Source organism: Rothia sp. HMSC064D08, assembly GCF_001809525.1.
GTDB lineage: Bacteria > Actinomycetota > Actinomycetes > Actinomycetales > Micrococcaceae > Rothia > Rothia dentocariosa.
The window spans coordinates 155,082-181,020 of record NZ_KV797899.1; the positions used below are offsets into that span (position 1 = coordinate 155,082).

Consider the following 25,939-nt stretch of genomic DNA (forward strand, 5'->3'; position numbering starts at 1 on the left):
GGAAGCTGAACAGCGTTCCGGCTGGTAAACTGATGGTGCTATACGTGCGGTATAAAACCGCGCAGTCACCGTGTGAATGTGCCCCAGGCGTCTGCCGTAAGCACGTACCCTAAGAGAGGGTTTCTTATGATTATTGGATACGCCGCCGGCGCCTACGACCTGTTCCATTACGGGCACCTCGAAATCCTGCGCAAGGCGAAGGAAAACTGCGACTACCTTATCGCCGGTGTCGTGCACGACGACGTTCTTGAACAAACCAAGGGGCGCCGTCCCGTTATCCCCATTGATGAACGTGCCGCAATCGTCAGTCATATCGACTATGTGGACGAAGTCTATATCGAAACCACCCCCGATAAGATCGAAACATGGCACCAGAAGCCCTTTAACGTCTTTTTCAAAGGCGATGACTGGAAGGGAACCCCGCAGGGCCTCGCCCTTGAAAAACGTTTCGCAGAGGTCGGTGTGAGCGTCCATTACTTCCCCTATACGGAGCACACCTCAAGCACCAAGCTCCGCAAAGTTGTTGACCTGCTAGAAGCTGAGCACGACCTGCGTGTTGAGATGCGTCGCTTCGCCGAACTTCTTGGTGACCGTGCCTATCATGAGGCGGTAGTCGCCGCTAAAGCAGAGACCCCCGTGGGAGCGGCAGAAGCCGAAGCATCCTAAAGCCCCATCGGTCGTTAGCATTCAGTACCCAACATAAAAAGGCTCTTTATTCGAATAAAGCGGGTTTTTCGCCGCTTCATTCGAATAAAGAGCCTTTTTAGCAGGTAGACTAGCAGACCAGTAATTAACCCTGCTGAGCGGTCCACTTCTCAGCCGAGGTACCAAGAACCTTGAGCACGCGACCAACCTGAGGTTCGGCAGCGGCAGCAATCTTCTTGCCCACCAGCGGAATCGAGCAGGAGACCTCACCATTGACGTCCACACGTGCCTGGCTGTCGCTCACAGGAGTGAGGGTCTGGGTAGCCTGCGCGCTTACAGGCATACCGCTAACCTTAACCTCGGTGTTCACGGTGCGGGTGCCGTCGGCAGCGGGTGCGCTCACCTTATCGGTCTGGGTCATACCCACACCGTTAGAGACGAACTTCTTCGCAATATCCGGCACGCGGTCTGCGGGGATGGTGCGCTCGGTGGTGATGGTGTACTCACCGGCGGGGTCACCGTCAAGGTTGAAGCTGACGAAATTAACACCAACCTCATTGCATACAAAGCGTGCGAAATCTTCGCTGGCGTATGCTGCAGCGATCTGCTCAACTGATACGTTGACGTCGTTGGACTCTTGAACTGCCATATTTTCTCTTTTCCTTCCATGGCGCGTGCGAAGCCCCGGGCATCCTATCCGGAAGATAAGCGCTCCGAGGCTTTCGTACCTAACAGGTAACAGCCTTCGTGGCTGCACAACTTGAGTGGAACACCCGCGTATATGTGCGGTCTTCTGCCTCATATAGTGGCGGATGCTCCGGTGTAGCCTTACGTCTGAAAACTCGGCGGATACATGTGCACTATATCGTCGATAGCTACTTAGATTCTACTCGCTGGGTGTAATAGCGTTAATTCGAGCCATTTCTTGTTTACCCGCAGCGTGAGCACGTGCTGCCTGCTTGAAACGGGCTATATATCCCTCAGCACGGCGAGTTTTCCCCGAAAGCAGGTTATCGAGCCCCTGCGCCAGCTGTCCCGCTGCGATACTTGGGTTCGCCACATAGGGCTGTGCCGCATGAAAAAGTGAGGGATTTTCAAAGGCTAAAGTAAGCTTGTCGAACAGGTCTGCGCGGCTCTCAACGATAACGGCGCCGCCCTGCTTCTCCATCATGGTAACGAAAGGGACCTGGTGGTTATCGACAACTTCATCAAACTCAACGCGGCGCGGTACAACGAGGGGGATAGCGCCGGTAGCACGCGCATCCTGAATAGACCCCGGACCACCCTGAACCAGTACAACCTGCGCCTTGGCATATAGGCGTTTGAGGGTGCCTGCGGGCAGAAGTTTAACGTTGTCTGCCCCTTCAATGGGGGAGGTATGGCCGTGTTGAATGAGGCATCGTACCTGAGGGTTCTCCGCCAAATAAGCCTTGACCCACCGTAGCAGCCGATCAAAGGTGTGATAGTCGGTTCCGAGAGAAACCACAAGATCATAAGTATCCGCCGGAAGACGTGAGGGAGCCTGGGCGAGAGTGAAGCTCGCCGGATCGAGAATAATGCTATGCCCTGCAGTATGGGGCACGTTCTGAATAGACATATATGTCTGATCCTAACTCTAATCGGTGAGTGCGGAATCGGTCAGCCTAAAGAGTGGAAGTAGGCCAGCTAACCCCGAGTGGTTGGTAAATCGGAAGAGTTTCTGCGATTGACTCCGGTGGTTAGTCGAAGGTAATGCTCGCCCGCAGATGTTGTTATCAGTTTGTTATGTATTAAGTATATACGCGCAGACGCAGGATTAAAGTAAAACTTCACGGTCATGAAAGCGGTGAAAATTATTAATCCCACGCCCGCGCATATAATGCGGTGCTGCGCCCTAGAAAATCGGATGCAGAATCGTCGAATCCGGAAAATTCTTCTGCTGTTCCTCATTCTGAACGTTAAAGCTATCGGCCAGAATATAGAGCATCTTTCCCGTCATCGTCGGCAGCGTTGGGCGGTCATAACACTCAATGTACATGGTCTTGACCCGAAATAACTTCGCCGCTACGAAGAACGGAACCGCAACCCCAGCCCCCGCAGAAACTACGGCCTGCGGTTTCTCCTGAGGAATAACCTTCAGAGCCAAGAAGAAATTCCGAATAGCGTTCTTAATATTGCGGGTCGTAGGGTAGTAGGCCCAATGTACACGCTCGTTCTCAAGCGCCGCCTGAACATCGGGCTGTTTGAAACTCACCCACACCCGCTCGTAGTTTTCCCATGCAGAAGCGGTCTCGGTCAGATGCTTCAAATGCCCGCCGCTGCTAGAGACGAGAAGTAACTTTGCGGACTTATCCGACGAATTAGTCATCGCTTACCCCTCCTTCTGCGGTTCCATAAATACTGCGATGCTCACGGTATTTTCAAGAGTCTGCAGGTACGAGAAGAGCTCGCGCAGCTTTGCCCGGTTAGTATCTTTGTTCACCGGAATCAGGCACAAACGAGTGGCATTGCTGAATCGCACAACCTGCGGAAGCGTAGCGGAATTCCCCAAATCAACCACAACGGGAATGGAATTACCCGCAACATACTTCTCGGGGTTCTGCAGCGAGTGACTGTCTTTGAGCGACTTGTAGTCGATAAAACGCACCTGATCGCTTGGCAGCGCGGTGTAGAGAGCCTGGTACAAACGGTAAGCGAGTTTGCCGGATGCAGAACTGAGGGTAATACCGGCATAACCGGCTTTCTTGAGGTCACCATCCGTAGCGCCTACACGGTGCAGCAGCAAAAGCGCGCCTTCGGTGTCGTTCGGCTTGAGCTCATGCGAATCGATACCCATTTCCTTGAGACGACCAGCGTAACCTAAGGTACGCATCGAACGGTCATAAATGTATGCTGCAGCAATACCCACCAGCAGACCGAAGGCACCGCCAACGACAGTCAGAACCATGGGGGAGAGTCCCTTCTGGCTCTTTGGAACCTGAGCCGAAGATACAACACGACCGCCCTCCTGAGAAATCAGCTCAAGCTGAGAAAGGCGTTCACGAAGCTGAGTAAGTTCGGAAGCTGGGATGGTATTGCTATTTTGTGCTTCGTCAATCTTCTCATTGAGCTTCTTGCGCCGGTCCTCCACATTAGACTTGAGGCCTTCACTGCGCACCTCCAGATAGGCTTCAGCCACGGCATTTGCGTAGTCAGCCGCTTGCTGGGCGTTAGGCAGAGTCACCTCAATATCCAAAACGGCCGACTGCGAAGTACCCGTTACCTTTGTGGCAGCCATGAGCTTATCAACGTCCATCGCCTGGTAGTTGGGGCCCTCTTGGTTAGCCTGAGCCTTGGTAATGGCACGCCCGGCAACCTGGCGGGAACTTGCCGCACGGGACTCGGTGTTAATATCGACCTTCAAGGAGTTCGCGCTGCCGGTTCCAGAAAGGTCGTTCACGAGCGGATAAACCACCACAGTTGATTTCGCGGCGTATGATGCAGGCGAAATCACACCGTAGGTTCCCGCAAGAATCGCCATCACCACGATCGGAATAAGAACAATGAGCTTATGGCGCCATACTCGCTGAACCTGCTCAAGCAAAGATGCCGAAGGCTGTTTCTCGGAAGTGCTCGAATTTTCCATGGTGTTCTCTTTCTGAACGATAATCCTGGGTCGTTCGTGGTTCGTGATCGGTGTTGTGTTGTGAGAGTCCGTCGTATCTTCGGAAGACTTCGCCGGGGCTTCGGCGTCTGTGCTTTCCGTTGGTGTCGCCTGAGTCTTAGCGGCGGGCTGCGCGGGTATCATGCCCGTGGGCGTATCCGGGGCACCATTCGCGGTAGCCTGTGCAATCGCAGGAAGCCTCGGCTTCTTCACGGCTTGCACGGGCTGAGCTGGCTCGGGAGATTTATCGGCTTCAGGCTGTGCAGAATCCTGCGGCAGAGCATTTCTGAGGGTACCAACCGCAGAATCGGGTGAACCCGGCTCATCACCAGCCGCCGCACCCAGGAATATTGGCACGGTTGGCGATTTTTCGATATGCGGTGTTTTCCCCGTCTGGGGGTTGCTGTGATCCTGCGACGATGCGTTAGCCTGCGGCGCAGACTCTTGTTCTCTCCCCATGTGCGGAGTTTGTCCCTTCTCGTGAAGTTGTTCGTGGTGAACCGCCGTTCCCTCGGCGGGAGGCGTAGCTGACAGATGTGTCTCAGCTGCGGTATGTTGCTGAGAGGGCGCATCCGAAGACTGCGCCGGTGGTGTTTTTGAAAGCGCCGCAGTAACGGCGGAAGCAATGCTGGAAGAGCGCTGAGGATGCTGCGGGGAAACCCCGACGAGCTGAACCATCGTTGCTCCGTGGGCAAGCGCATCATTCAAGCGCTGTGCATCGGCACCGGAATCGGTATACTGCGGGAACGCTTCACGTCGCCCCTGAGCAATGGCAGCACGCACCGCCGAAAACTTGCTGGGGGAGCGAACGATCGCCATCACCGTGGTAGGCGCGTTTTCCGGGGTCTGGGCTGCAACAACTTCTTCCGCGGTTGCGGGCTTCTTGCGTGCCGAGAGGAAACGTTCAACGCCCAACGGCTTGCGGAAGCGCTTCAGCAGGTAACCGTAGCTTGGAACCAGAAGAACCAGGTACAGCACCAGAGCTACTAGGCTTTGCCCCAGAATTGCAAGCGGAATAAGGGCGCATACAGTCGGTACCACACCGCCAAGGATGAGCGCCGGAGCCATTTCCTTGACAGTAGCGCGAATACCCACCAGCTTGAAAACCTGGTAGCTTGCCAAGAACGTATCAATCAGCAACGCCGCCGCCCAAGCGGTGACGGCACCATAGAGCCCCCATAACGGAACCAAGGTAAGGTTCAAGATAATCGCCAGAACCAGAGCCGAGAGCTTATTGAGAAGCTGCCAACGGCTTTTACCGCTCATGAGCAGGACCGATTGCACGCCGCCCGCACTCATCGCGAGCATCGCCGCCGGGCAGATAACCCAGAGAATACCGGCGCCAGACTCGAAACCTTTACCAAAGAAACGCAGCAAAACCGGGCCGAAGAAAGCAAGTGAAAGGTAGAAAGGCCAGGCTAGGGCGGTGAGCACGCGGGTGGTCGCAAGGAAGATTTCACGGGCACGAACCAGATTTTGGGTTGCCAGCGCCGCGCTGATCGATGGTCCAGTCACGATGCGCCCGGTGTGTTCGACCATAGTGCCAACACGCACACACCGGTTTACCGCGCCGTAGACACCGCCCGCGGCCGGTCCGAGGAATGCTGCGATAACCAGCACATCAATCCATTCGAGTGCGGTCTCGACAATAGCGGCAACACCGCGGGCAGATGAGAACATCCAAAAGGAACGCAGCGTTTCTTCTGGGGCGTCCTGATGCTCGTTCGTGGTGGGCGGCGCATCCTGGCTCATTTCTTCGGGAAGAGGGCGGTTGAGCAGATATGCGGTGACCGCCGTGGTGATAATCACCGGAATAGTCCATGCCCACACTAAGCCCATCAGAGAACCCGCGAGAATCACTGCAAGAGCTACGCCAGCTAGGCGAAGAGTCGGGAGCACCACGTTCTGCAGGAGGGTGAATGTCACTACCTGGTTTAGACCGCGTAATGCTCCGAACCCCACCGTCATGGCGGCGGCAATTATCAGGAACGGAGCGCTCACCCGTAGAGCGGTGGCGTATTCGTCGCTTCCCGGCATGATCAAGCTGTACACCAGCGCTGCGAGGGCTACAACAACGGCAAGAAGTACCGAGGGGAAAAGAGCGAAGCGGATAAGCTGGGGGAGCGCAGAGTATCGTCCTAGGGCACGCTGTGCGGACATCGTACGTACAAGTCCGGTATCCGCGCCGAAGACTGAGAGCGAGGTTCCGATCGCAAAGAGTGCCATTAGACGGAAGAATTCACCGGCACCGGCTGCGCCGATTCCGTTTGAGACCACGAGGGTTGTAACGAACGCAATACCGGCACCGTACATCACACAGAGAGAAGCCAGCGAGCCGCTGCGCGCTAAAGAAGCATGACGTGCCATTAAAGCTCCTCTCTGTAATATCGTGCACGAATGCAAGCCATGGCGCTGAGCAGAAGAACGCTCAGCTGTGCCACATCGAAGCTATAGAAAATAATGACAACACAGCTGCAGACCGGAATAGAATGCAACCAGAATCCGGCGGGGGTGTGCACCTTCAACCCTTCACCCAAAATACTAAGAATAAAGAGTGCATATATAGCAAGACCCACAAATCCGAAACAGAACATTAGAGTCCATAGATACCCCTGAGTACCCATCGAAACACCCACGCTCAATTCCATACGGGGAGTTCCATACCCCACAATGGGAGACTCTAAGGACGCTGCCCAGGTTGAGCGGTACAGCGCCGCGCGACCGCCGGTCGAGTCAGAATATTGCTGACGACCCAAAATAGCTGCCACCGTGCCGGAGGCAATTAACGCGGTCACCACCCCGACAACCATTACCCCGGCCGCCGTTACCAGGCCCCAATAGCGACCAATAATCAGGCGAATAATGACGTATGCAGTCGCAAAACCCAGACCAATGAACATACCGCGGTTACTGGTCGCCACGAGCGGCACGACCGACGCTCCGAGGACGATCGCCAAAAAGATGCGCAGAAGCCACGAGCGTGTGCGCGCAAAGAACGCGAACATGACGGGCGTAAGCACGGTAAAGGCAAGACCCCAGCTATTGGCGTAGGGGAAAGGCGCGGCGGGGCGCACGTAGGGTTCAGGCGCCCCCCAGGGGTTTTGAACCTCCGCGAAGGGTGGGAGCATATAGTCTTTCACCAAAGAGTTCGACATGAAACTCTGTGGCACGACGTAGCTCATTGGTGTTTGAACGCGCACTTCGGGGAAGAGCACGCCGCCCCATCCGAGTACGACAACCGTAACCCACAGGGCAGTTAAGCTGCCCAAGAGCTGATTGATCGAGATGCTTTCTTTAGCGTTGAAATAGTAGAGCGCATACACGCCCGCATTGAGAATATTGACGAAGCGCAGTGTCCAGGCGATATAGTCTGTCACATCTTCTAACGAGACGGTACAGACAATCACCCAGAAGATGAACGCAGCCCATATCCAGAGCGAGCGGGGCACTCGCACGCCGCCGCGGATAGTCAAGTAAATGACCATCGTAACCGAAAGCACCAGCGGCACGATCTGAAGCAGCCCCAACGCCCAGAATGCCGGGAACCCATAGAACAGGGTGAGAAGAGGCCACGCAGGAAGACGTTTACGGGGTGCCTGTGCGGATGCACCGCCCGCCGCGGGTGTAGACGCGAGCTTCCTTGAAGCACCGAGGGTTGGAAGAGCTAGAGCAGTAGACATTACAGACCTCTTCCTGTCTTCTGAACGAGATCAAGAAGCAGCTGAGGTTTCACAATCCCCAGTGCTACCACGTATGCCGCCCAGGCACGTAATTGCTTTTTATCGCGTTTAAGGGCCGAGCGGGCGTAGGAACGAGCAAGATCACGGTGACCGAGCGCCGCATGCACAAAAGCTATCTGCCCGGCAATACGTGCCAGTCCACGCGGGCTACGCTCAAATTCGGGGAATTTTTGCAGTATATAGGTAAGCCCGTCCGCCATAGCCTGCCACTTACCGGCAAAAAATGAGGGACGATCCCACAGCACCAGAATAAGCGGTTTCTGCACTGAAAAAACGTCGCCATAGCGGGTTGCTCGTAAGAGTAAATCGTAGTCTTCGCCGTAGGAAGCTGGCAGCTCCTCATCGACTAAACCGAGATGGTCGGTCACAAGGTCTTGCCTCGCATAGAGCATAGCGGAAGGATGAATTTCCGTAATGCGTGAGAGCAGAAAGTCATCGAAGGATGCACGCTTAGGCGCCAGCCGCTCAATATCACGCCCACCCGAGCGAACGGTGATACCCGAAGAAACCGCGACTGCCTCCGGGTGAGCATTCCATAGTGCGAGTTGTTCGGTCAGCTTGGTGGGCATCCAATAATCGTCGTCGTCGCAGAAACCAATAATTTCTCCAGTGGCGGCAAGAATCCCGCTGTTACGACCGCCCGCAAGACCGCCCGTGCGTGTGTTTGCTATCGTAATGAGCTTCCGATTTTCCGGAACCTGTATGTCTTCCAGCAGATCGGGCTCTACCCGGTCATACACCACGACAACCTCGATAAACCCCGCGTAATCTTGATCGAGAATAGAGCGTACCGCAGTGCGCAGAGTTTTGGGACGTTTACCGTTAGTTGCGATCACGGCGCTTACGGCGGGAGCTGAAGATTCAAACTTCACGGTTATGCCTCCTGCGAGGGGGACGATGCGGGGGTTGCGAGCGTGACGTATTTACGGCGCATAGACAGCAAAACGGTCGCCGCATTTGCCAAGAAAAGAAGCGCATAGACGAAGACGAAGATCACGCCAAAACCCCAAAAAATGTAGATCCAGCAGAGCGTACCGGCGTCCATATGCAGATTGATGAAGGAACGGAGGTTACCCCCGGTCGACGGTGCCGCAGTTTTACGGTTTTTGCGCAGCTGCTCAGCGAGAATCTGACTCATAAAATGTCCGGCGGTGAGTACTGTGAATGCCATGGGCAGTGCCCAAAGAATCCAGCCACCGGGAAAACCATCGGCGGTATGTGATACAGAGAAGTATTCGGGAAAACGGATGAAACCTACCAGCGTCGCTAGGTGTACGGTGGGTACTCGCATGGAATCTACTACATGGTCAAGCCATTCTCCTGCGGGTGAGGATGCGCCGGTCACGCGGGCTACCTGCCCGTCCGCCGAATCAAGCCCGTAACCGAGGGCAAACAGAAGTGCAACGATAACGCCTGTCAGGATTGTTGGGGGAGCGGTTAGAAGAACGATAACACCTGCCGCCGAGACAGCTGCGCTGACTGCCGTAACGCCGTTGGGCGTAATACCGAGGGAGACAGCGGCAGCAGCAAAATAGCGTGCAACCCTGCGGTTTACCCATCGGGTGTATGCGGGAACTCCAATACCTGGTTTTTGCGCCTGCTCAAGCGCTCTCAGAGTATCCGAAAAGCCGGGGCGTTTTGCTGTGCTTGGCGTAGTGATGTGACCCATGTGAAGAATCCTAATCGGTGATCAAAGTTTGAGGTGGTGCCGCGGGTGATGACGACGTTTGCTGTTACCTAAGCCCGCCGGAAGACATGCGATCTAAAACCGAGTGTCCGAGCAAAAAGTAAGTCATAAAGATTATAGAAATAAAATGCTCTAAAAAGTAGGACTTTGCCAGGCGCGCCTTATTTTGCTGACTCTTAGTCAAACATTGAAGACGGTATCGCGCTGAAAAACGCCCCCGTAGCCGAATACTAAATCCAGCTACAGGAGCGTTTATGCAGTCCCTACGCGGGGGTTAGGTGATTACCAACCGAATCCGTAGTCGTAGAATGCACGACCGAAGAATCCGTGGGCATAACCGAAGCCACCCATGTAACCAAAACCACGGTGATCGTAGTTATAGGCTACGCGTTGGTTACGACGACCGTAGTAGTCACCGTTACCATAGTTGCCGTAGTACTCCGGGTAGTACCAGTACCAGACCTGAGGGCGGTGCTGCTGACCGTTATCCTCCTGATTCTGTACTTCAGGAAGGGGATTCTGGTGCTGCGCGGTGGAAATAACCTGCATATCGAAGCTGATGTTGTTGCTCCAGTGCGAGTTAGCGTGAACCTCAACGGCGATTGCGTTGCGACCTTCGCGCAGGTACTCAGCAGGAACGTCAACTGAGAACAGCTGAGCGTTCTGGCTTTCCGGACGCTGGGTTGCGGGGGTGTTAGCCGAGATACGACCCTGCGGCATGTTCTTACGAGCAACTTCCTTGCCGTTGACATAAACCACAGTACCGTCATCTGCGTAGGTGGTGAGCTTCAGATACTGCTGAGCCTGTTCCTTCGTGAGGGTAACGTCCTTACGGGCGTAGATGCTCATCGGAGTACCAAAGAAGGTATTCACCTCGGTCTCAACATTCACCGAGCCAGCACCCAGGGGAGCCTTGCCGCGAGACCATGCACCGCCGAGCCATGAACGAGTTTTCCATTCGCTTTCGGCGCGGTCGCTGCCTACGCGGTAGACCCATGAAGAACCGCTATCGACGAGAACCTGATCGCCCTGGGGCTTCTGCTCCTGCTTCGGGTCCTCTTGTTTGGGCTGCTCTTGCTTGGGATTGTCCTGTTTAGGATCTTCCTGCTTGGGCTGTTCCTGCTTCGGGTTCTCCTGCTGCTTAGGCTCGTTCGGCTTCAGATCATCGTTGGGATCAGCGGGCTGAACCTGGTCGTCTGTCGCAGGGTTTTCCGGCTGAGGCTGTTCATCCTGTTTAGGATCTTCCTGCTTCGGGTTGTCCTGCTTGGGCTGTTCCTGCTTGGGGTCCTCTTGCTTAGGATCGTCCTGGATGGGGTTTTCCGGCTGAGGCTTGACGATATTCTTATTGTCATCCTGCTTGGGATCATCCTGTTTAGGCTGCTCTTGCTTGGGGTTGTCCTGTTTAGGATCGTCCTGCTTAGGCTGCTCTTGTTTGGGCTGTTCCTGCTTGGGGTCCTCTTGCTTAGGATCGTCCTGCTTAGGGTTTTCCGGCTGAGGCTGCGGATTCTCCTGCTTGGGGTTCTCCTGCTTAGGCTGCTCAGCCTTCTTGCCAGATACAGCAACCGAAGTAGAAGCAGAGTAGTTACCGTTTGCATCAGCCGCACGCACGAAGTAACGAGCGTTGTCGGTGTGCTTTACCCTGTAGCTGGTGCCGTTCACAGTAGCAATCACGCGATCGTTACGGAGCACATGGTAACGTGCACCCGCCTCGCCAGATGCGCTCCAGTTCAGCTGATCGTTATCACCGGATTGAGTAACAGTCAGGTTACTCGGAGCAGGCGGGGGAGTAACATCGCGTGGTGCGTAGCGTACGAAGCCAACAGATTCCTGCTGTACACCATTTTCACCTAGGGAGCGGTTCAAATCGCCGCCAACCCACAGTACACCATTGGAGTCCACGAAGGATTCCCAGATGCCGTGACCACTCTTACCCTTAAGAGTAGGAGCGAACTCGGGGAGAGTTTTACCGCTGTCCTTATCGAACGCAGCAACCAAACGGATGCTGTCGGTCACGGTAGAACCACGCCATGCGTAGTCGTGGGTGCCGCTGCCCTGGTACAGGAAGTCACCACAGTGGCAGGCGCCGTAGATGTTATTACCGTTGAGATGCAGATCCTGGAAATCACCGCCGTTGCGGGTAATACTCGAGCTCAAACGGGTCATTGGTTCGTTCTTAGTGTACTGAGAAATCATGTGCTCAGTACCGCCAAGCCATACGGAGCTGCCAGCATCCTGAACGTCAAAATGGAAGCCCCACACCCTTTTCTCGCGGGTTTGTGGATCCGGAAGGTATGAGGGAGTGACCTCCCATGTTCCGACCTTCTTGGCGGAATCGAGGATACGTGCCACACGGAATGCGCGTTGGTCATTCATCTCGGTGAAGTAACCAGCGGCAAATACCTCGGAGTTATCTGCCGATGCACTCATACCATTTACTGTTCCGTTGAAACGCGGGGTCCACGTGCGATCAACCTGGTTGGTGGAGATCTTCACGCGAGCAGCGTTACGGGAGTAAACCTTATTGGGGGTTCCTGAGCTCTTGAGATGGGTAAACGTACCGCCCAAGTACAGGTAATCTCCCTGAGCTTGCAGAGTCTTCACAGAAAGAGCTGAACCGGAAACATTGTTTTCAACCTGCAGGTTCAGTTCGCGGTCAAGCTGTCCGGTTGCGGGGTCAAGCACCGCAAAACCGGGCACCTTTTCTCCGTTAACCTCGGTGAATTCGCCACCAACGGCCAACTTGTTGTTCGGCAGAGCCTCAAGAGACTTAATTTGACCATTGAACTTCGGCTTGAAGGTCTGTACCAGTTCACCAGTATTGACGTTGAAACCAGCAAGATAAGACTGATCCACATGAGCACCGGCTGCAGACTCCAGGTATGCAAAGTCACCGCCGGTGAAGACAGTGTCGCCTACCTGAGTAATAGCCTGAACGTAGGTGTTCATTTCGTTGACGTTACCGGTTCCAGACTTATCGCTTGTGCGCCACTTCCATGGCATAGAACCGCTCTTGGGCAGTGCGCGGCGGTTACTTGCCGCGGTACCGTTATCGCCAATAGCCTGTGCACCCATGTTCTGCTGGGTCAGCTTCGGGCGCAGGTACACCTGAGTGAAAGCGAAGGGAGTAGCGTTGGAACCGCTCGGGCGGTACAGATATGAGTTGCTTGCGCTCTCATTGCGATTTCCGTTAGCACGAACATCACGGCTGTAGCTAAAACCGAGCTTCCATCCCTGCTCACGCTGCTCATCAAAGTTCAGCACCGAGTAGGTGCCATTTTGCTGGATATGACCCTCGGTCTTGTCGAAGTGGGTACGATCCCTCTGCATGTACTGGGGGTTATCCGCGCTGACGTCAATATTGGACCAGATATTGTTGCTTCGCAGAGCCCAGGTCCAACGCTCGGTCTGATCACGGTGCGCCGTGATGTTCTGCCATTCCGTGCCGTCAGTATTCAGGGCGCGGCGGAAGCGCACGCCATCTTCAAGATCCTGTGGCTTCTGACCGTTCAGCAGTTCATCAACAGTGGTAGAGGGCAGCTGTACCGGAGTCATCGCGTCGTCACCCTCAGGGCTGGTGTACAGCTTAGACGCAGCACCTCGACCGTGGTAGTTCTCGGTCCAACCGTCACGGCCGCGACCAATCAGAACCCAACCGCCGCCGTTAGTCTCCTGGTCGCAGTAGAACTGCTGTGGAGCCGACATCGAAGGGGTGTACAGCCAGTACTTACCGGATTTTGCATCCTTGTTGACTTGTTTAGCTTCATAGCATGAAGCGGCTGCCTTGTCGCTGGAGGAGCCGTCGTGAACGACCGCATCCTCAGCAGCGTAGGCTACGGGACCTACCGGGGCTAGCCCGGAAAGTCCAAGCGTCAGGGCAAGCCCTACCGCCGTAGTCGCTTTTCTAGCAAATTTCATGGTTTTATTGCACCTCCGTTGAATGCTGAATACGTATTGAAGGAGTGGAATAAACACGGGCAGACACCGAAGGATAAAACGGCCTTATGATGCCTGTAGGTACGACGTACCATGTGCTTAGCAATCGGGATTGTTAGGGAAGTCGTGTTGGGCTATTTTCCACGTGCCGTCAGATTCGACCAGCGTATATATATTGAGAGACCGTTTGCCTCCGCTCTGGAGTTCCCGACCCGCGCTGTCTTTGGTCTTGACTTGGGAGGAATCCAGGCACACCTCGACGAATCGTGCACGCTTGCCCTGGTAGGTTCCTTCGGCAACTTTGGGGGTGCCGACGACCGTGCTGGTGCCCTCGTAATGCCAACCGTTTTGGGCATACTCGGCAGCGGATGCCGCGTATTCTTCGGCGGCGTTGTCTACAGCTACCTTGTTGATGGAGTCCATGGTTGCCTCATCAACAAACTGCCGGGGTTGACCGGAATCTGATGAAGCAGTATCTGCTGAACCTTCAGGCGCGCTTGGAACAGAAGACATGGTCTGCTCATAGGAGTTTACGAGACCGTTGACTTCTTTAACCTCGGCCGCGTCAGTCGAGACAGTTTTAGCGTCTTTGAGTTGCTCTGCCTGGGGATAATTTTCGTCCTGCGCAGGAACTTCAGCCTGTGCAGATTCAGAGGAAGTAGCAGTCCCAGAAGAAGGGGCGGAAGAAGCGCTAGATGCGCTGGAAGCAGAAGATGACGAGCTTGCTGAGGCTGAGCTGTCAGGGCTCGCAGTCTGTTGATCTGATGACTGAGAGCATGCCGCAAGGGGGACTATCAGAGACAAACTCAGAAGTAAGCCCGTTGCTGCCCGTCGCTGTTTCGGAAGTGAAGAAAACGTACGAAGCACGATCTTTCTCGTTCAGTTGTAAGGTGGTTGGTTATCGGTAAAGTGAAGGCACTTCTGCCAACAATAACGACAACCCACCCTTTGTGTAATTGTAAGTGAGTGAATTGCTATTGCCGACGGGAGTACCCGTTGGTTTTTATTATTTTCCATGGGGCTACACCGCGCCATGAAGGCACAGAACTTTCCGTGGATACCTATAGGCTAGCACAGCGAACGAAAGTTGTGACCGCGGTGAGGTCACAATACTCGCGGATAGTCCGAGGGGTGGACAAATACTATAAGAAAACCTAATAAATATTTTATGAACCCTTATCAAAAGAAAGGTGTAAATGGTTGTTGCGATACAAAGTTGATAGTTGTTCTCGTGTATAGAAATTTACTCATAAAATACCTATAAAACTTCTGAGGGGGTAGGTTTTGGTAGCTGAGTCTACTTGAAAGATACTTAAAGCTCTTAAATTTATAAATATGCACTCAATATACGTTCTGAGACTTGGCACATACTTTACCTATCAAATAAAAAATAATAGTATATACCCCCAGAAAACATGTTCCCTGTGATAACAAGGGAGAAGGGAGGCGGGCAAACCCTGCTATAAATTTCCTAGCCACGGCCTTAAAACCAGGATTTACAAGGGTATATACCTTAAGGACACTTTCATGAACAGTTAAAAATATGCATTTCGCATGCCATCCTCAAAAATATGAGCAGATAGGAAACGACGAACAATAGATTTTGTCGTGAAGACCCGCCCCACCGGCTGTAGTCGAGGAGATAGACAAAAAGCCTGAGCGAGATACCCCTACGGTATAAGATAGACGGGTACCCAAACGCATCAACGTGGCAATATAGAGCGCACGCGTTATTGGGAGGCGCCGCCTTGATAGCCACCGCATCCGGTAGAAGGAGTATCCGTGAAACTAACTGGACTGAGCCGTCTTCTGGCAGAACAGCCCTCCTACCGTCATATTCTTGAAGCCTGCGATGTTCCCGCTGCGGAACGTCCTGTCCAAACCCTAATTGGCGCCGTCGCCGGTGTACAGGCACCCCTTATAGCTGATCTTGCCGTTGCAGTACGGCGCCAGTCCAGAACCGGAAAAACTCCGCTGACGCTCATTATTACACCAACCGAGCGACAGGCTGAGGATACCGCGCATGCCCTGCACTCATATTTGCCTGATCACCATATCGAGAGCTTTCCCGCATGGGAAACTTTGCCGCATGAACGGCTTTCGCCACGCAGCGATACCGTGGGAAAACGTTTGAATGTTCTGCGCTCTATAACTCATCTTGAAACGCCGACTCCACAGGTTGTTATAGCCCCGGTGCGCGCGGTCATTCAGCCCCTCGTGGCTGGTATTGAGAACCTGGAACCGGTAAGCCTGGCACGCGGTGAAGAATACTCTTTCAAAGACGTTATTAAAGGTCTAACAGATGCCGCATACTCGCGTGTAGATCTCGTAGCAAAGCGTGGTGAATATGCGGTTCGAGGCGGTATTATCGACGTCTTTGCACCCACCGCACAGCATCCAGTTCGCTTGGAATTCTTCGGCGACGAACTTGACGAAATACGTTACTTCTCAACGGCAGACCAGCGTACTCTAGGGCAGGAAGCAGACCACCCAACGCACGTTACCTTGCTCCCATGCCGTGAGCTTCTCATTACCCCGGAAGTTATGGGACGTGCTGCCCGACTCAAAACGGACTATCCGACGGCATCAAGCATGCTTGAGAAGATTGCGGGAGGTATCTATGTCGAAGGCATGGAATCTCTAACCCCGCTTCTTGTCGATAAAATGCAGACTCTTGTGTCTCTGCTCCCCGAAGAATCACTCATTATTTCTCTGGAACCTGAGCGGGTGCGTGCCCGTGCCGAAGACCTTGTGGCAACCAACGAGGAGTTTTTAGCGGCCGCTTGGGATGCTTCCGCTGATGCGGGCTCGCGTGCGCCTATAGACTTGGGACAGCTTCGGGTTAGCGACAGCGGGTTCCGCACGATTGCCGCGACCCAGCAGGAATCTTTGGACCGTAACCTATCCTGGTGGGAAATCACCGAGCTTGTCGATAGTGTAGATCTTCTCAACAATGCTCTCGACGACGACATCCCAACTATGACGGTCGCGGCACAGGCTCCAGCATCCTTCACCGGCTCGGTAGAACAAATGCTTCACGAGGTTGGTTCGCTGGTTCGTGACGGCTGGACGGTACTGGCGCTTACCAATGGGCGAGGATCCACCGACCGCCTTATCGAGCTTTTCCGTGAGAGTATCTCAGGAGAAGACCCGATTCCGGCCATACGTCGGGAAACCCTCGACGGGGGAACGGAAGGCGCTCTACAACCCGGAGTAGTCGAAGTTTGTGAGACCCCAGCCTCTGCCGGATTTTTAATTCCTGAGGCGCGCCTTGCTGTTTTGACTGAAGGTGAAATTTTGGGCAGGCGCGGCACCTATGCGCCACGTGGCACGAGCGGCAAAAAACTCAAACCCCGTAAACGACGTAACGCCGTCGATCCTCTGGCACTAACCCCTGGCGATTATGTGGTGCACGAACGTCACGGTATCGGTAAATTCATTGAAATGGCTTCGCGCCCAGTCGCTGGAGTGTCTTCAAAACATGGGGAAACCCCTTTGAAAGAATACCTGGTGATCGAGTATGCGCCTTCAAAACGCGGGGGAGCCCCTGACCGCCTCTTTGTACCCTCCGATCAGCTGGATCTCATTTCGCACTATGTGGGAAGCGAAACCCCGACCCTCTCTAAAATGGGCGGGAGCGACTGGGCTAAGACAAAGAGCCGCGCACGTAAAGCGGTTAAAGAAATCGCCGCTGACTTGGTTAAACTCTACTCGGCGCGGCAAGCTTCGCGTGGTCATGCATTCTCAGAAGATACTCCCTGGCAACGGGAACTTGAGGAATCTTTTCCTTATAATGAGACTCCCGACCAGCTCACCGCTATTCACGAGGTTAAGGCGGATATGGAGAAGGAAATCCCCATGGATCGCCTGATCTCCGGGGACGTCGGCTTTGGCAAAACGGAGGTCGCTATTCGGGCTGCCTTCAAAGCCGTGCAGGATGGTAAACAGGTTGCCGTACTCGTACCCACAACCCTGCTGGCGCAGCAGCATTTTGAGACTTTTACCGAGCGTTTCTCAGGATTCCCCATCAAAATTAAGGTGCTATCGCGCTTCCAAAAGGCTAAAGAAACCCGCGCTATCGTGGAGGATATTGCCTCCGGGAGCATAGATGTGGTAATTGGTACCCACCGCATCCTCTCGGAAAACGTGAAGTTCAAGGATCTTGGACTCGTCGTTATTGATGAGGAACAGCGCTTTGGTGTGGAGCATAAGGAAAAGCTCAAGCAGATGCGCACTAATGTGGATGTGCTTGCCATGAGCGCCACCCCGATTCCGCGCACGCTTGAAATGTCGCTTACCGGTATTCGGGAGACCTCAACGTTGGCGACCGCGCCGGAAGAGAGGCATCCCGTGCTGACCTTTGTAGGGCCGCGTACCGATGCCCAGATTACTGCCGCTATTCGACGCGAACTTATGCGGGAAGGGCAGGTATTCTTCGTCCATAACAGGGTGGCGAATATTGATACTGTCGCCGCCGAAATCGGTAAGCTCGTGCCGGAGGCGCGCATCGCCACGGCGCACGGGCGCATGAGCGAATCTCGGCTTGAGCAGATTATCGTGGACTTCTGGGAGCGACGCTTCGATGTTCTGGTGTGTACAACCATCGTGGAAACCGGGTTGGATATTTCAAACGCTAATACCCTGATTGTTGATAACGCTCAGAATTATGGGCTGAGTCAGCTGCACCAGCTGCGCGGGCGTGTGGGCCGCGGGCGTGAACGGGCTTATGCCTACTTCCTGTACCCGACGGATAAGAGCCTTGGTGAGGTCGCGCATGAACGCCTCAAAGCAGTAGCTACCCATAACGAGCTGGGTGCAGGTCTGCAGCTGGCGATGAAAGACCTTGAAATTCGCGGCGCCGGTAACCTGCTCGGCGGCGAACAGTCCGGGCATATCGCGGGTGTGGGCTTTGATCTGTATCTGCGTCTCGTGGGAGAAGCCGTGGCAAATTTCCGCGGCGAACAGGAGAACACCGAGGTCGAGGTTAAGGTTGATCTTCCCGTTAACGCCCATATTCCGCATGATTATATTGATGCGGAACGTCTACGCCTGCAGGCATATCGCCAGATAGCCTCCGCAGACACCGATCAGAAGATCGCGGAGGCACGCGAAGAGCTTCATGACCGTTACGGTGCCTTACCCGAGCCCGTGGAGAATCTGCTTCAGGTGGCGGTGCTGCGCCGCGAAGCACGGGAAGCAGGTATCCATGAGATTACTGCGCTGGGCCCGAAGCTGCGTGTGGTCAGCGGTGAACCACTGCCGGAATCACGGCAGATGCGCCTCAAACGTGTGTATCCCGGCTCAACCCACACCCAACCGAAGGGTCTGAGCACGTGGCTGACGCTGGTTCCGCGTCCTAAGACTTTGCCGGTTGGTGGCGTGGACCTTATTGACGGTCCTATGTTGGAATGGTGCTCGAAGTTCATTAACTCTATCTACGCGGCAGACCCGAAAGCATTGGAGGAGTCATGATGTCATCGGCACCTACCCCGCGCACCCCGAAAGGCTGGGTGCGACTTCTGCTGAGTATCGTGGGATGGGCTGCGCTAGGTTTTGTCGCTTTAGGAACGATTGTCTGGGTATTTTTCAGCTCGTACGGGTTAACGGTGTACTTCGTTGTAGTGGCGTACCTGCTGATCGCGGTTGCTTGCGGTGCACCTGCCCTCCTGTTTTATGTCGCCCATCGAGCTAAGGTTCGCAGCGGAGAATTTGGCACGAGCGGACCGGTAAGGTTTGGCAGCAAGGAATAGCGTGGGAGCAACATACTGCCGGATGGTGTCACATTTCTTATAGACTGTGATACCGTCCGGCAGATAAGAAAAACTATAAAATGAGGTACTTCAGTTACTTCTGTACCTTGTTCTGATCCGTAATCTTACGGGTTGTCTTCGAGGGCAGCAGATGGAACACAACACCAAAGAAAATTCCAAACGCAACGAGGGCTCCGGCATACAGAACCGGACCGCCTTCGGGGTAGGTGCCCAGCAGGTAGAGGGATAGAAGCAAAAATACGAAGCAGCCGATGAACAACACTGCGTTCTCAAGATGCCTGCCATGCCCGGAGTAGGCGGGAGGTTTCGTCGTTTTAGCCATAATTTTCCTTCATCTGTAGCGACCTGCATTGGGTCGATGATGTGTGTGCTTCACCCCGGTTTCAGTGCCCTATAAACCTTTATAAACCGAGAACTCCTTTCTCAAGTATAGTGTTTTTACCCGCACGAATGCACACTTATGACACTGCGCAAACTCAAACTACGGGTTCATGACGTTACCCGGCAAATATAAGACTCTCGTAGGCAGCAAGATGTATCCGTAGCGTTCTCGGCAACTCTGCCGCTCCTGCAGGCATCACGGTACCTACTCAGCACCAAAAATCGGCATTTAATATCCTAGAGACGACGGCGGTTTCGGTTGAGTATTTCAGTGTGATAGCACACAATGAAAGTGTGACTTCAACAGTGAACTATGCATCCCAACGAATCGTGATACTAGGCGCTGGGCCCGGCGGCTATGAGGCCGCGCTTGTGGCAGCATCATCGAACGCCGATGTAACAATCATCGAACGTAATGCTCTAGGCGGCTCCGCAGTCCTAACCGATGTGGTACCTTCGAAAACGCTTATCGCTACTGCAGATATGATGACTCGTTTCTCTGATGCTGGGCGATTGGGGATCGAAAATACAAAGGGCAAAGCGCCGCAGCTGCAAGTAGATATGAACCGGGTGAATAGCCGTGTTTTGGATCTAGCGCATCAACAATCTGCCGATATCAAAAGGGCTCTTGCCTCCGCCGGGGTCAAAATTATCAGCGGCACCGGTAAGCTTACGGGCCCGCATACCGTCGCGGTTACCGATAATACCGGGCTGGAATATGACCTGCATGCAGACTTTATTCTGCTTTCGGTCGGGACGCACCCACGTGAGATGGCGACCGGGCAGCCTGATGGGGAACGGATTCTCACCTGGACACAGCTCTATAATCTGCGTGAGGTACCCCGCGAACTCATCGTAATCGGTTCGGGTGTTACCGGTGCCGAATTTGCCTCTGCCTATAACGGGCTTGGCTCCCAGGTGACCCTAATTTCTTCGCGAGATCGTGTGCTTCCGGGCGAAGACGAAGACGCCGCGCGTGTGCTGGAAGACGTCTTTGAGCGCCGTGGTGTTCGGGTAATGCCGCGGTCGCGTGCGAGCGCCGTGGAACGCACCGACGACGGCGTGGTAGTGACTCTCTCCGATGGGCGCAAGGTTTCCGGCACGCATTGCTTGGTAGCAATTGGTTCTATTCCCAACACTGAAGGACTGGGTCTTGAGACAGCTGGTGTAGAGACCAATGAGTCGGGATATGTGGTTGTCGATGCTGTTTCACGTACGTCAGTACCGCATATTTACGCTGCGGGAGACTGCACGGGTGTGTACCCGTTGGCTTCCGTAGCCGCTATGCAAGGGCGCATAGCGATGGCGCATCTTTTGGGAGATACGGTGCATCCGCTTCGCACCGACCGAGTGGCAGCGAATATTTTCACCACCCCGGAGATTGCGACCGTGGGTATTAGTGAGAAAGACCTTGCCGCCGGGGTTTACCGAGGCGAGGCTGTCATGCTTCCGTTGACTACGAATCCGCGCGCCAAAATGATGGCGTTCCAAGACGGTTTTGTGAAGGTTTTTGCCCGTAAGCACTCCGGTACTGTGATTGGCGGGGTCGTGGTCGGTCCGCGTGCATCCGAACTTATCTATCCTATCGCGCTGGCTATCGAGAAGAAGCTGACGGTGGATGATTTGGCCGCAACCTTTGCTGTATACCCGTCTCTATCCGAGGCGATTTCTACGGCATCGCGGCAGCTTCACACCCGTGTTTAGTTTTCACCACAGCTCTTGATATAGGTTGAGGGGCGTGACTCGTGTAGAGTCACGCCCCTCAAATGCTTACAGTATTCAGGCTATTTAGTGTTGACCGCGTTCATATCGACGTCGCGGGTTTCATGCGTGAGCAAGATGAAGAGAACACTCAGCAAGGATGCACCTGCTAGGTAGTATCCGACGGCCCCAACACCAAACTTCGTATTCAGCCATACCGCCACGAACGGGGTCAAGGCGGCTCCCAAAATAGATGCCATATTGTAGGCGATACCGCTGGCGGTGTACCGCACATTAGTGGGGTACAGCTCGGGCAGATAGGCACTCATGGAGCCGAAAGAAAGCCCCATCAGGCACATTCCGATGAACATGAAGATGGTAATAATAACGAGGTTAGCGTTTTTGCCGGTTCCCACGACGGAGGGAGCAATGACCAGGGTGAAAGTACCGCCGAAGACAGCCATGGCAATAGTGGTCCACAGCTGCTGTTTGCGGCGACCGTATTTGTCGGCTAACCATCCCGAGACGGGAATAAAGAGCGCAAAACCAATGATAGAGATGAGCTGAATCTCCAAGAACTTGTGGTAGGCGATTCCTAACCCACCGTTTTTAACATCAGCTTTACCGTAGGAGAGAATCCACGTCGTCATTAGGTAGAACAGCACATAGCATGCCACCATAATGAAAGTGCCCTGGATCATGGGCCACCAGGCAACTTTGAACGCCTCAACCAGCGGGGTCTTAACCTTCTCATCATTCTTGACAGCTTTGGCAAAGACAGGGGTTTCTTCGAGCTTGAAACGTACATACAGGCCTACAGCAACCATGAGGATGGAGAGCAAGAACGGAATACGCCAGCCCCAGACGAGGAAGGGGTGATCGAGGTTCTTACCATCTGTGGCGGAGTTGAAAGTGATCCACCCGGTTAGAAGCAACATAAGTCCATTGGCAAGAAAGAACCCGATAGGCGCGCCTAACTGAGGCCACATAGCGGAACGTGCACGTTTGCCTTCTTCGGCATATTCGCTGGCGAGCAGAGCCGCACCCGACCATTCGCCGCCTAGGCCTAGACCCTGGCAGAAACGCATAATGGTCAGCATGACCGGTGCCCACAGACCAATCTGATAGTAGGTGGGCAACAAGCCGATGAGGAAGGTCGCCAACCCCATGGTCAGAAGTGCGCCCACGAGCGTTGCTTTACGGCCGATCTTATCGCCGAAGTGACCGAAAACGATAGAACCCAAGGGGCGGGCGATAAAGGCGACCCCGAAGGAAGCGAAAGAAGCTAATAAAGCCGTAGTGTCATCTTTGGAGGCAAAAAACAGAACCGGGAAAACCGCTACCGCTGCGGTGGCGTAAATATAGAAGTCGTAGAATTCGATGGTGGTGCCCACCAGAGAGGCGATAATAACTCTGCTCTTGGGGGTTGTATTCTCAACCTGCGTGTTGTGCCCGGCGGAAACGTCGGGCGCGTGTGTGCTCATCGTGAATTAGCTCCTGAAAAAGGGATAGTAGCGACTACGCTCGATGTTGTGAGTGTAGATTTTCAACTTTTATATTCTACGCCTCGCGATGCGGTGCCAACATCCTGTATTCATCATCTGGACCATTCAGCTGTATTTCAGTGTTCGAGGATGAAAAATCAGGAATACACGAAAAACAAACCGCCGGATGCGTATGAGAGAACGCATCCGGCGGTTATAGGGTATAGAGTCCCGTCAGCAGGCTATTTGATGGTGGCTAGAACGGCACCTGCGGTGACGGTATCGCCCGCCTTCAAGGACAGCCCGGAAATCTTACCGGCCTTATGCGCGTTGATAGGCTGTTCCATCTTCATAGCCTCTAGCACCAGGATCAGATCGCCTTCGGCGACCGTGTCTCCATCGGCAACGGAGACCTTTACGATCGTACCCTGCATAGGGCTTGTCAGATCGTCGCCGCTGACCGCATTTGAACCGCCGCGAGCACGGGACTTACGGGTTTTCGATGCGGGCTTTGAACTGCTCTTGGCAGGAGTACCGCCCAGTTCAGGTAGAACAACCTCAAGACGCTTACCATTAACCTCAACGACCACGGTTTGACGTTCGGCATCGTCATCATCCACGCTGCCGGGAGCGCCGGAGTAGGGCGAAATGGTGTTCTTGTAATCGGTTTCGATCCACCGGGTGTGAACCTTGAAGTCTGCTCCTGCTGCGGGGGCGAAATCGGGTTCGTCCAGAACTGCGCGGTGGAAGGGAACCACTGTCGGAAGGCCGTCGAGTGTGAGCTCGTCTAGGGCTCGGCGAGCGCGTTCGATCGCCTGCTCGCGGGTAGCACCAGTCACGATGAGCTTGGCGAGCATTGAGTCGAAGTTGCCGCTGATAGCATCGCCTTCTACGAAGCCGGAATCCCAGCGCACACCAGGGCCGGAAGGAACACGAAGTTTTTCGATGGTACCCGGCGCTGGCATAAAGGAACGCCCTGCATCTTCGCCGTTGATGCGAAACTCGAAGGAATGACCGCGCAGCTGGGGGCTCTGCGGATCGATTTTCTCGCCGCGGGCAATGCGGAACTGTTCGCGCACCAGATCAATGCCCGATACTTCCTCGGAAACCGGGTGCTCAACCTGCAAGCGGGTGTTCACCTCTAGGAAGGAAATCGCTCCGTCCGGGGCAAGCAGGAACTCGCAGGTACCCGCACCCTGGTATCCGGCTTCCTGCAGAATCTTACGGGATGCTTCATAGAGCCGGTCGCTTTGTTCTTCCGTAAGGTACGGGGCGGGGGCTTCTTCTACGAGCTTTTGATTACGACGCTGAAGAGAACAATCACGGGTCGAAACAACTTGAACATTGCCGTGAGCATCGGCCAGACACTGGGTTTCGATATGGCGCGGGGAGTCAAGGAATCGCTCAATAAAACATTCTCCGCGACCGTAGGCTGCGACCGCTTCACGCACGGCGGATTCGTAGAGCTCGATAATATCGCTGCGGTTACGCACAACCTTGATGCCGCGACCGCCGCCACCGAATGCTGCCTTGATCGCGATGGGTAAACCGTGCTCATCGGCAAAAGCGAGCACTTCATCAGCAGACTCTACGGGATCCTTGGTCCCCGGTACCAAGGGGGCACCCACTTTCTGAGCGATATGGCGCGCGGCGACTTTATCGCCCAACTGGGTAATAGATTCGGGGGAGGGACCAATCCAGGTTAACCCGGCATCAATGACTTTTTGGGCGAATTCGGCGTTTTCTGAAAGGAAACCGTAGCCGGGATGCACCGCATCCGCGCCGGAACGAATAGCTACCTCAATGAGCTTGTCCATCACCAGATATGACTGGGGCGCGGTCGCCCCTCCTAGAGCGTAAGCCTCGTCCGCGAGTTTAACGTGCTGGGCATCGCGATCCGGTTCTGCATAAACGGCGACGGTCTCTAAACCTTCGTCACGGGCTGCGCGAATAATACGTACCGCGATCTCGCCGCGGTTAGCAATAAGAATTTTACTGACCGGACCGGTATGGTGTCCGGGAACAGCTGTAAAGTTTTTGGTGGCTTTTGCCGGGTTGTGAGTCACTGAGGCTCTCCTTTTTATCCTGCCGAAAGCATAGCGAGAAAAGCTGAGAATGGCGAATATATAGCGCCGAATGACGCGAAAAATATAAGAAAAGTGAGGATGCTTATACTAGGTTTGGCTTAGCGCTCGTTAGTCTGATGAGGACTTCCAGAACATGTTTATCGATATCCCATATTGTGAGAGCATTTCCTTGAGTGCATTCACCGATAGCCCAATCACCGTATGTGATTCCCCGCGGATGCCTTGAATAAAGGCAGCACCATATCCGTCGAGGGTAAAGGAACCCGCTACATGAAGTGGCTCACCCGTGGCAACGTAAGCATCAACCTCTGCGGCGCTCATCGGCGCAAAGTTTACGGTAGCGCTGCGTACCTGATGAATGGCGGGAAGCTGTTTACCCTCGGTCTCACCGAGCCCGTCCCGTAAATCCACGAGGCAGTGCCCGGTGTGGAGCACCCCGCTTCGGCCACTCATCGCAGCGATGCGCTCGCGTGCTTTCTCAGGGGTGTGCGGTTTGCCATAGGCGACCGATTCAAACTCAAAGACTGAATCGCATCCGAGTACAAAGGCGTTTACTATACCCTGGGCGGCAAGAGAATCAGCAACCGCGCGTGCCTTTGCCTCCGCAAGAATACCGGAAACCTCCGCCGGGGTTAGGTCGGTACGTCCCTCTTCACGGGCACGCTGGGCAGCACTGGCGAGTGCCGCATCCTCATCGACATCGGAGACGTGAATATCAAACATAATGCCGGAGTCTTCAAGGAGCTTTTTACGCGCGGGTGATGCGGAAGCCAGAATCAGGCGCGGTGCGGGGCCTGATGCCGAATGCGACGCACCGGATGGAACAGAAGATTGGGAAGTCATATCTTTATTTTAGAACGAGTATCAAGATTGGTCTTCATACGAGAG

Annotated in this window: 17 protein-coding genes; 4 read left to right on the forward strand and 13 right to left on the reverse strand. The window is 54.4% G+C overall.

Going from position 1 to position 25,939, the window contains the following annotated elements; all coding sequences use genetic code 11:
* Window positions 1–126 precede the first annotated feature (126 nt).
* A complete protein-coding gene (locus tag HMPREF2625_RS06100; protein WP_048755149.1) occupies window positions 127–666 on the forward strand; it encodes an FAD synthase family protein in 540 nt (179 codons plus the stop codon).
* 124 nt (window positions 667–790) lie between these two features.
* On the opposite strand, the gene HMPREF2625_RS06105 is transcribed toward HMPREF2625_RS06100, so the two are convergent.
* The 9 genes from HMPREF2625_RS06105 to HMPREF2625_RS06150 all read right to left on the reverse strand — a co-directional run bounded on the left by HMPREF2625_RS06105 (window position 791) and on the right by HMPREF2625_RS06150 (window position 14,494).
* Window positions 791–1,294, reverse strand: coding sequence for a DUF2505 domain-containing protein (locus tag HMPREF2625_RS06105; RefSeq protein WP_004006161.1), 504 nt, complete (start codon window positions 1,292–1,294; stop codon window positions 791–793).
* A 237-nt stretch (window positions 1,295–1,531) separates the two neighbouring features.
* Window positions 1,532–2,242, reverse strand: a complete 711-nt coding sequence (locus HMPREF2625_RS06110; RefSeq protein WP_070522981.1) for a glycosyltransferase — start codon at window positions 2,240–2,242, stop codon at window positions 1,532–1,534.
* A gap of 276 nt (window positions 2,243–2,518) precedes the next feature.
* Window positions 2,519–2,992, reverse strand: coding sequence for a PssD/Cps14F family polysaccharide biosynthesis glycosyltransferase (gene pssD, locus HMPREF2625_RS06115; RefSeq protein ID WP_048753458.1), 474 nt, complete (start codon window positions 2,990–2,992; stop codon window positions 2,519–2,521).
* 3 nt (window positions 2,993–2,995) lie between these two features.
* On the reverse strand, window positions 2,996–6,634 hold the full coding sequence (locus HMPREF2625_RS10780; protein WP_083295633.1) for an oligosaccharide flippase family protein: 3,639 nt from the start codon (window positions 6,632–6,634) through the stop codon (window positions 2,996–2,998).
* Entirely contained in the window at window positions 6,634–7,947 is a 1,314-nt protein-coding gene (locus tag HMPREF2625_RS06130) for an O-antigen ligase family protein (RefSeq protein WP_070522983.1), read from the reverse strand. The genes HMPREF2625_RS10780 and HMPREF2625_RS06130 overlap by 1 nt, the downstream gene beginning before the upstream one ends.
* Entirely contained in the window at window positions 7,947–8,879 is a 933-nt protein-coding gene (locus tag HMPREF2625_RS06135; protein ID WP_070522986.1) for a glycosyltransferase family 2 protein, read from the reverse strand. Before HMPREF2625_RS06135 ends, HMPREF2625_RS06130 begins: the two co-directional genes overlap by 1 nt.
* 2 nt (window positions 8,880–8,881) lie before the next feature.
* On the reverse strand, window positions 8,882–9,676 hold the full coding sequence (locus HMPREF2625_RS06140) for a CDP-alcohol phosphatidyltransferase family protein (protein WP_070522990.1): 795 nt from the start codon (window positions 9,674–9,676) through the stop codon (window positions 8,882–8,884).
* Window positions 9,677–9,976: 300 nt separating this feature from the next.
* Window positions 9,977–13,609 carry a fibrinogen-like YCDxxxxGGGW domain-containing protein gene (locus HMPREF2625_RS06145; protein WP_070522993.1) on the reverse strand — a complete coding sequence of 1,211 codons (3,633 nt, stop codon included), beginning with the start codon at window positions 13,607–13,609 and terminating at the stop codon, window positions 9,977–9,979.
* 117 nt (window positions 13,610–13,726) lie between these two features.
* Complete coding sequence (locus HMPREF2625_RS06150) at window positions 13,727–14,494, reverse strand: IMS domain-containing protein (RefSeq protein WP_070522994.1); 768 nt, start codon at window positions 14,492–14,494, stop codon at window positions 13,727–13,729.
* Window positions 14,495–15,409: 915 nt separating this feature from the next.
* On the opposite strand from HMPREF2625_RS06150, the gene mfd reads away from it, so the two are divergent.
* Together mfd and HMPREF2625_RS06160 are read left to right on the forward strand one after the other, a co-directional pair.
* Window positions 15,410–19,099: a transcription-repair coupling factor gene (gene mfd, locus HMPREF2625_RS06155; protein WP_070523000.1), complete on the forward strand. Its 3,690-nt coding sequence runs from the start codon at window positions 15,410–15,412 to the stop codon at window positions 19,097–19,099.
* A complete protein-coding gene (locus tag HMPREF2625_RS06160) occupies window positions 19,099–19,377 on the forward strand; it encodes an amino acid transporter (protein WP_246826713.1) in 279 nt (92 codons plus the stop codon). The genes mfd and HMPREF2625_RS06160 overlap by 1 nt, the downstream gene beginning before the upstream one ends.
* Before the next feature lie 94 nt (window positions 19,378–19,471).
* Here HMPREF2625_RS06160 and HMPREF2625_RS06165 read toward each other — a convergent pair whose 3' ends face one another.
* Window positions 19,472–19,720, reverse strand: coding sequence for a hypothetical protein (locus tag HMPREF2625_RS06165; protein ID WP_070523005.1), 249 nt, complete (start codon window positions 19,718–19,720; stop codon window positions 19,472–19,474).
* A 353-nt stretch (window positions 19,721–20,073) separates the two neighbouring features.
* Here HMPREF2625_RS06165 and HMPREF2625_RS06170 point away from each other — a divergent pair, with 353 nt between their 5' ends.
* Window positions 20,074–21,483 (forward strand): NAD(P)H-quinone dehydrogenase, encoded by a 1,410-nt coding sequence (locus HMPREF2625_RS06170; protein WP_070523008.1) that lies wholly within the window; start codon window positions 20,074–20,076, stop codon window positions 21,481–21,483.
* Window positions 21,484–21,563: 80 nt separating this feature from the next.
* Here the strand turns inward: HMPREF2625_RS06170 and HMPREF2625_RS06175 are convergent, their stop codons facing one another.
* The 3 genes from HMPREF2625_RS06175 to HMPREF2625_RS06185 form a co-directional block, all read right to left on the reverse strand.
* Window positions 21,564–22,964, reverse strand: a complete 1,401-nt coding sequence (locus tag HMPREF2625_RS06175; RefSeq protein ID WP_070523011.1) for an MFS transporter — start codon at window positions 22,962–22,964, stop codon at window positions 21,564–21,566.
* Window positions 22,965–23,206: 242 nt separating this feature from the next.
* Window positions 23,207–25,030: an acetyl/propionyl/methylcrotonyl-CoA carboxylase subunit alpha gene (locus HMPREF2625_RS06180; RefSeq protein ID WP_070523014.1), complete on the reverse strand. Its 1,824-nt coding sequence runs from the start codon at window positions 25,028–25,030 to the stop codon at window positions 23,207–23,209.
* A 129-nt stretch (window positions 25,031–25,159) separates the two neighbouring features.
* Window positions 25,160–25,894 (reverse strand): Maf family protein, encoded by a 735-nt coding sequence (locus HMPREF2625_RS06185; protein ID WP_070523017.1) that lies wholly within the window; start codon window positions 25,892–25,894, stop codon window positions 25,160–25,162.
* Window positions 25,895–25,939: the final 45 nt, after the last annotated feature.

Coding starts and splice junctions, on each gene's coding strand:
- pssD (WP_048753458.1), bottom strand. CDS start 2,992: ATGACTAATTCGTCGGATAAGTCCGCAAAGTTACTTCTCGTCTCTAGC.
- HMPREF2625_RS06185 (WP_070523017.1), bottom strand. CDS start 25,894: ATGACTTCCCAATCTTCTGTTCCATCCGGTGCGTCGCATTCGGCATCA.
- HMPREF2625_RS06140 (WP_070522990.1), bottom strand. CDS start 9,676: ATGGGTCACATCACTACGCCAAGCACAGCAAAACGCCCCGGCTTTTCG.
- HMPREF2625_RS06145 (WP_070522993.1), bottom strand. CDS start 13,609: ATGAAATTTGCTAGAAAAGCGACTACGGCGGTAGGGCTTGCCCTGACG.
- HMPREF2625_RS06100 (WP_048755149.1), top strand. CDS start 127: ATGATTATTGGATACGCCGCCGGCGCCTACGACCTGTTCCATTACGGG.
- HMPREF2625_RS06110 (WP_070522981.1), bottom strand. CDS start 2,242: ATGTCTATTCAGAACGTGCCCCATACTGCAGGGCATAGCATTATTCTC.
- HMPREF2625_RS06105 (WP_004006161.1), bottom strand. CDS start 1,294: ATGGCAGTTCAAGAGTCCAACGACGTCAACGTATCAGTTGAGCAGATC.
- HMPREF2625_RS10780 (WP_083295633.1), bottom strand. CDS start 6,634: ATGGCACGTCATGCTTCTTTAGCGCGCAGCGGCTCGCTGGCTTCTCTC.
- HMPREF2625_RS06175 (WP_070523011.1), bottom strand. CDS start 22,964: ATGAGCACACACGCGCCCGACGTTTCCGCCGGGCACAACACGCAGGTT.
- HMPREF2625_RS06160 (WP_246826713.1), top strand. CDS start 19,099: ATGTCATCGGCACCTACCCCGCGCACCCCGAAAGGCTGGGTGCGACTT.
- HMPREF2625_RS06130 (WP_070522983.1), bottom strand. CDS start 7,947: ATGTCTACTGCTCTAGCTCTTCCAACCCTCGGTGCTTCAAGGAAGCTC.
- HMPREF2625_RS06165 (WP_070523005.1), bottom strand. CDS start 19,720: ATGGCTAAAACGACGAAACCTCCCGCCTACTCCGGGCATGGCAGGCAT.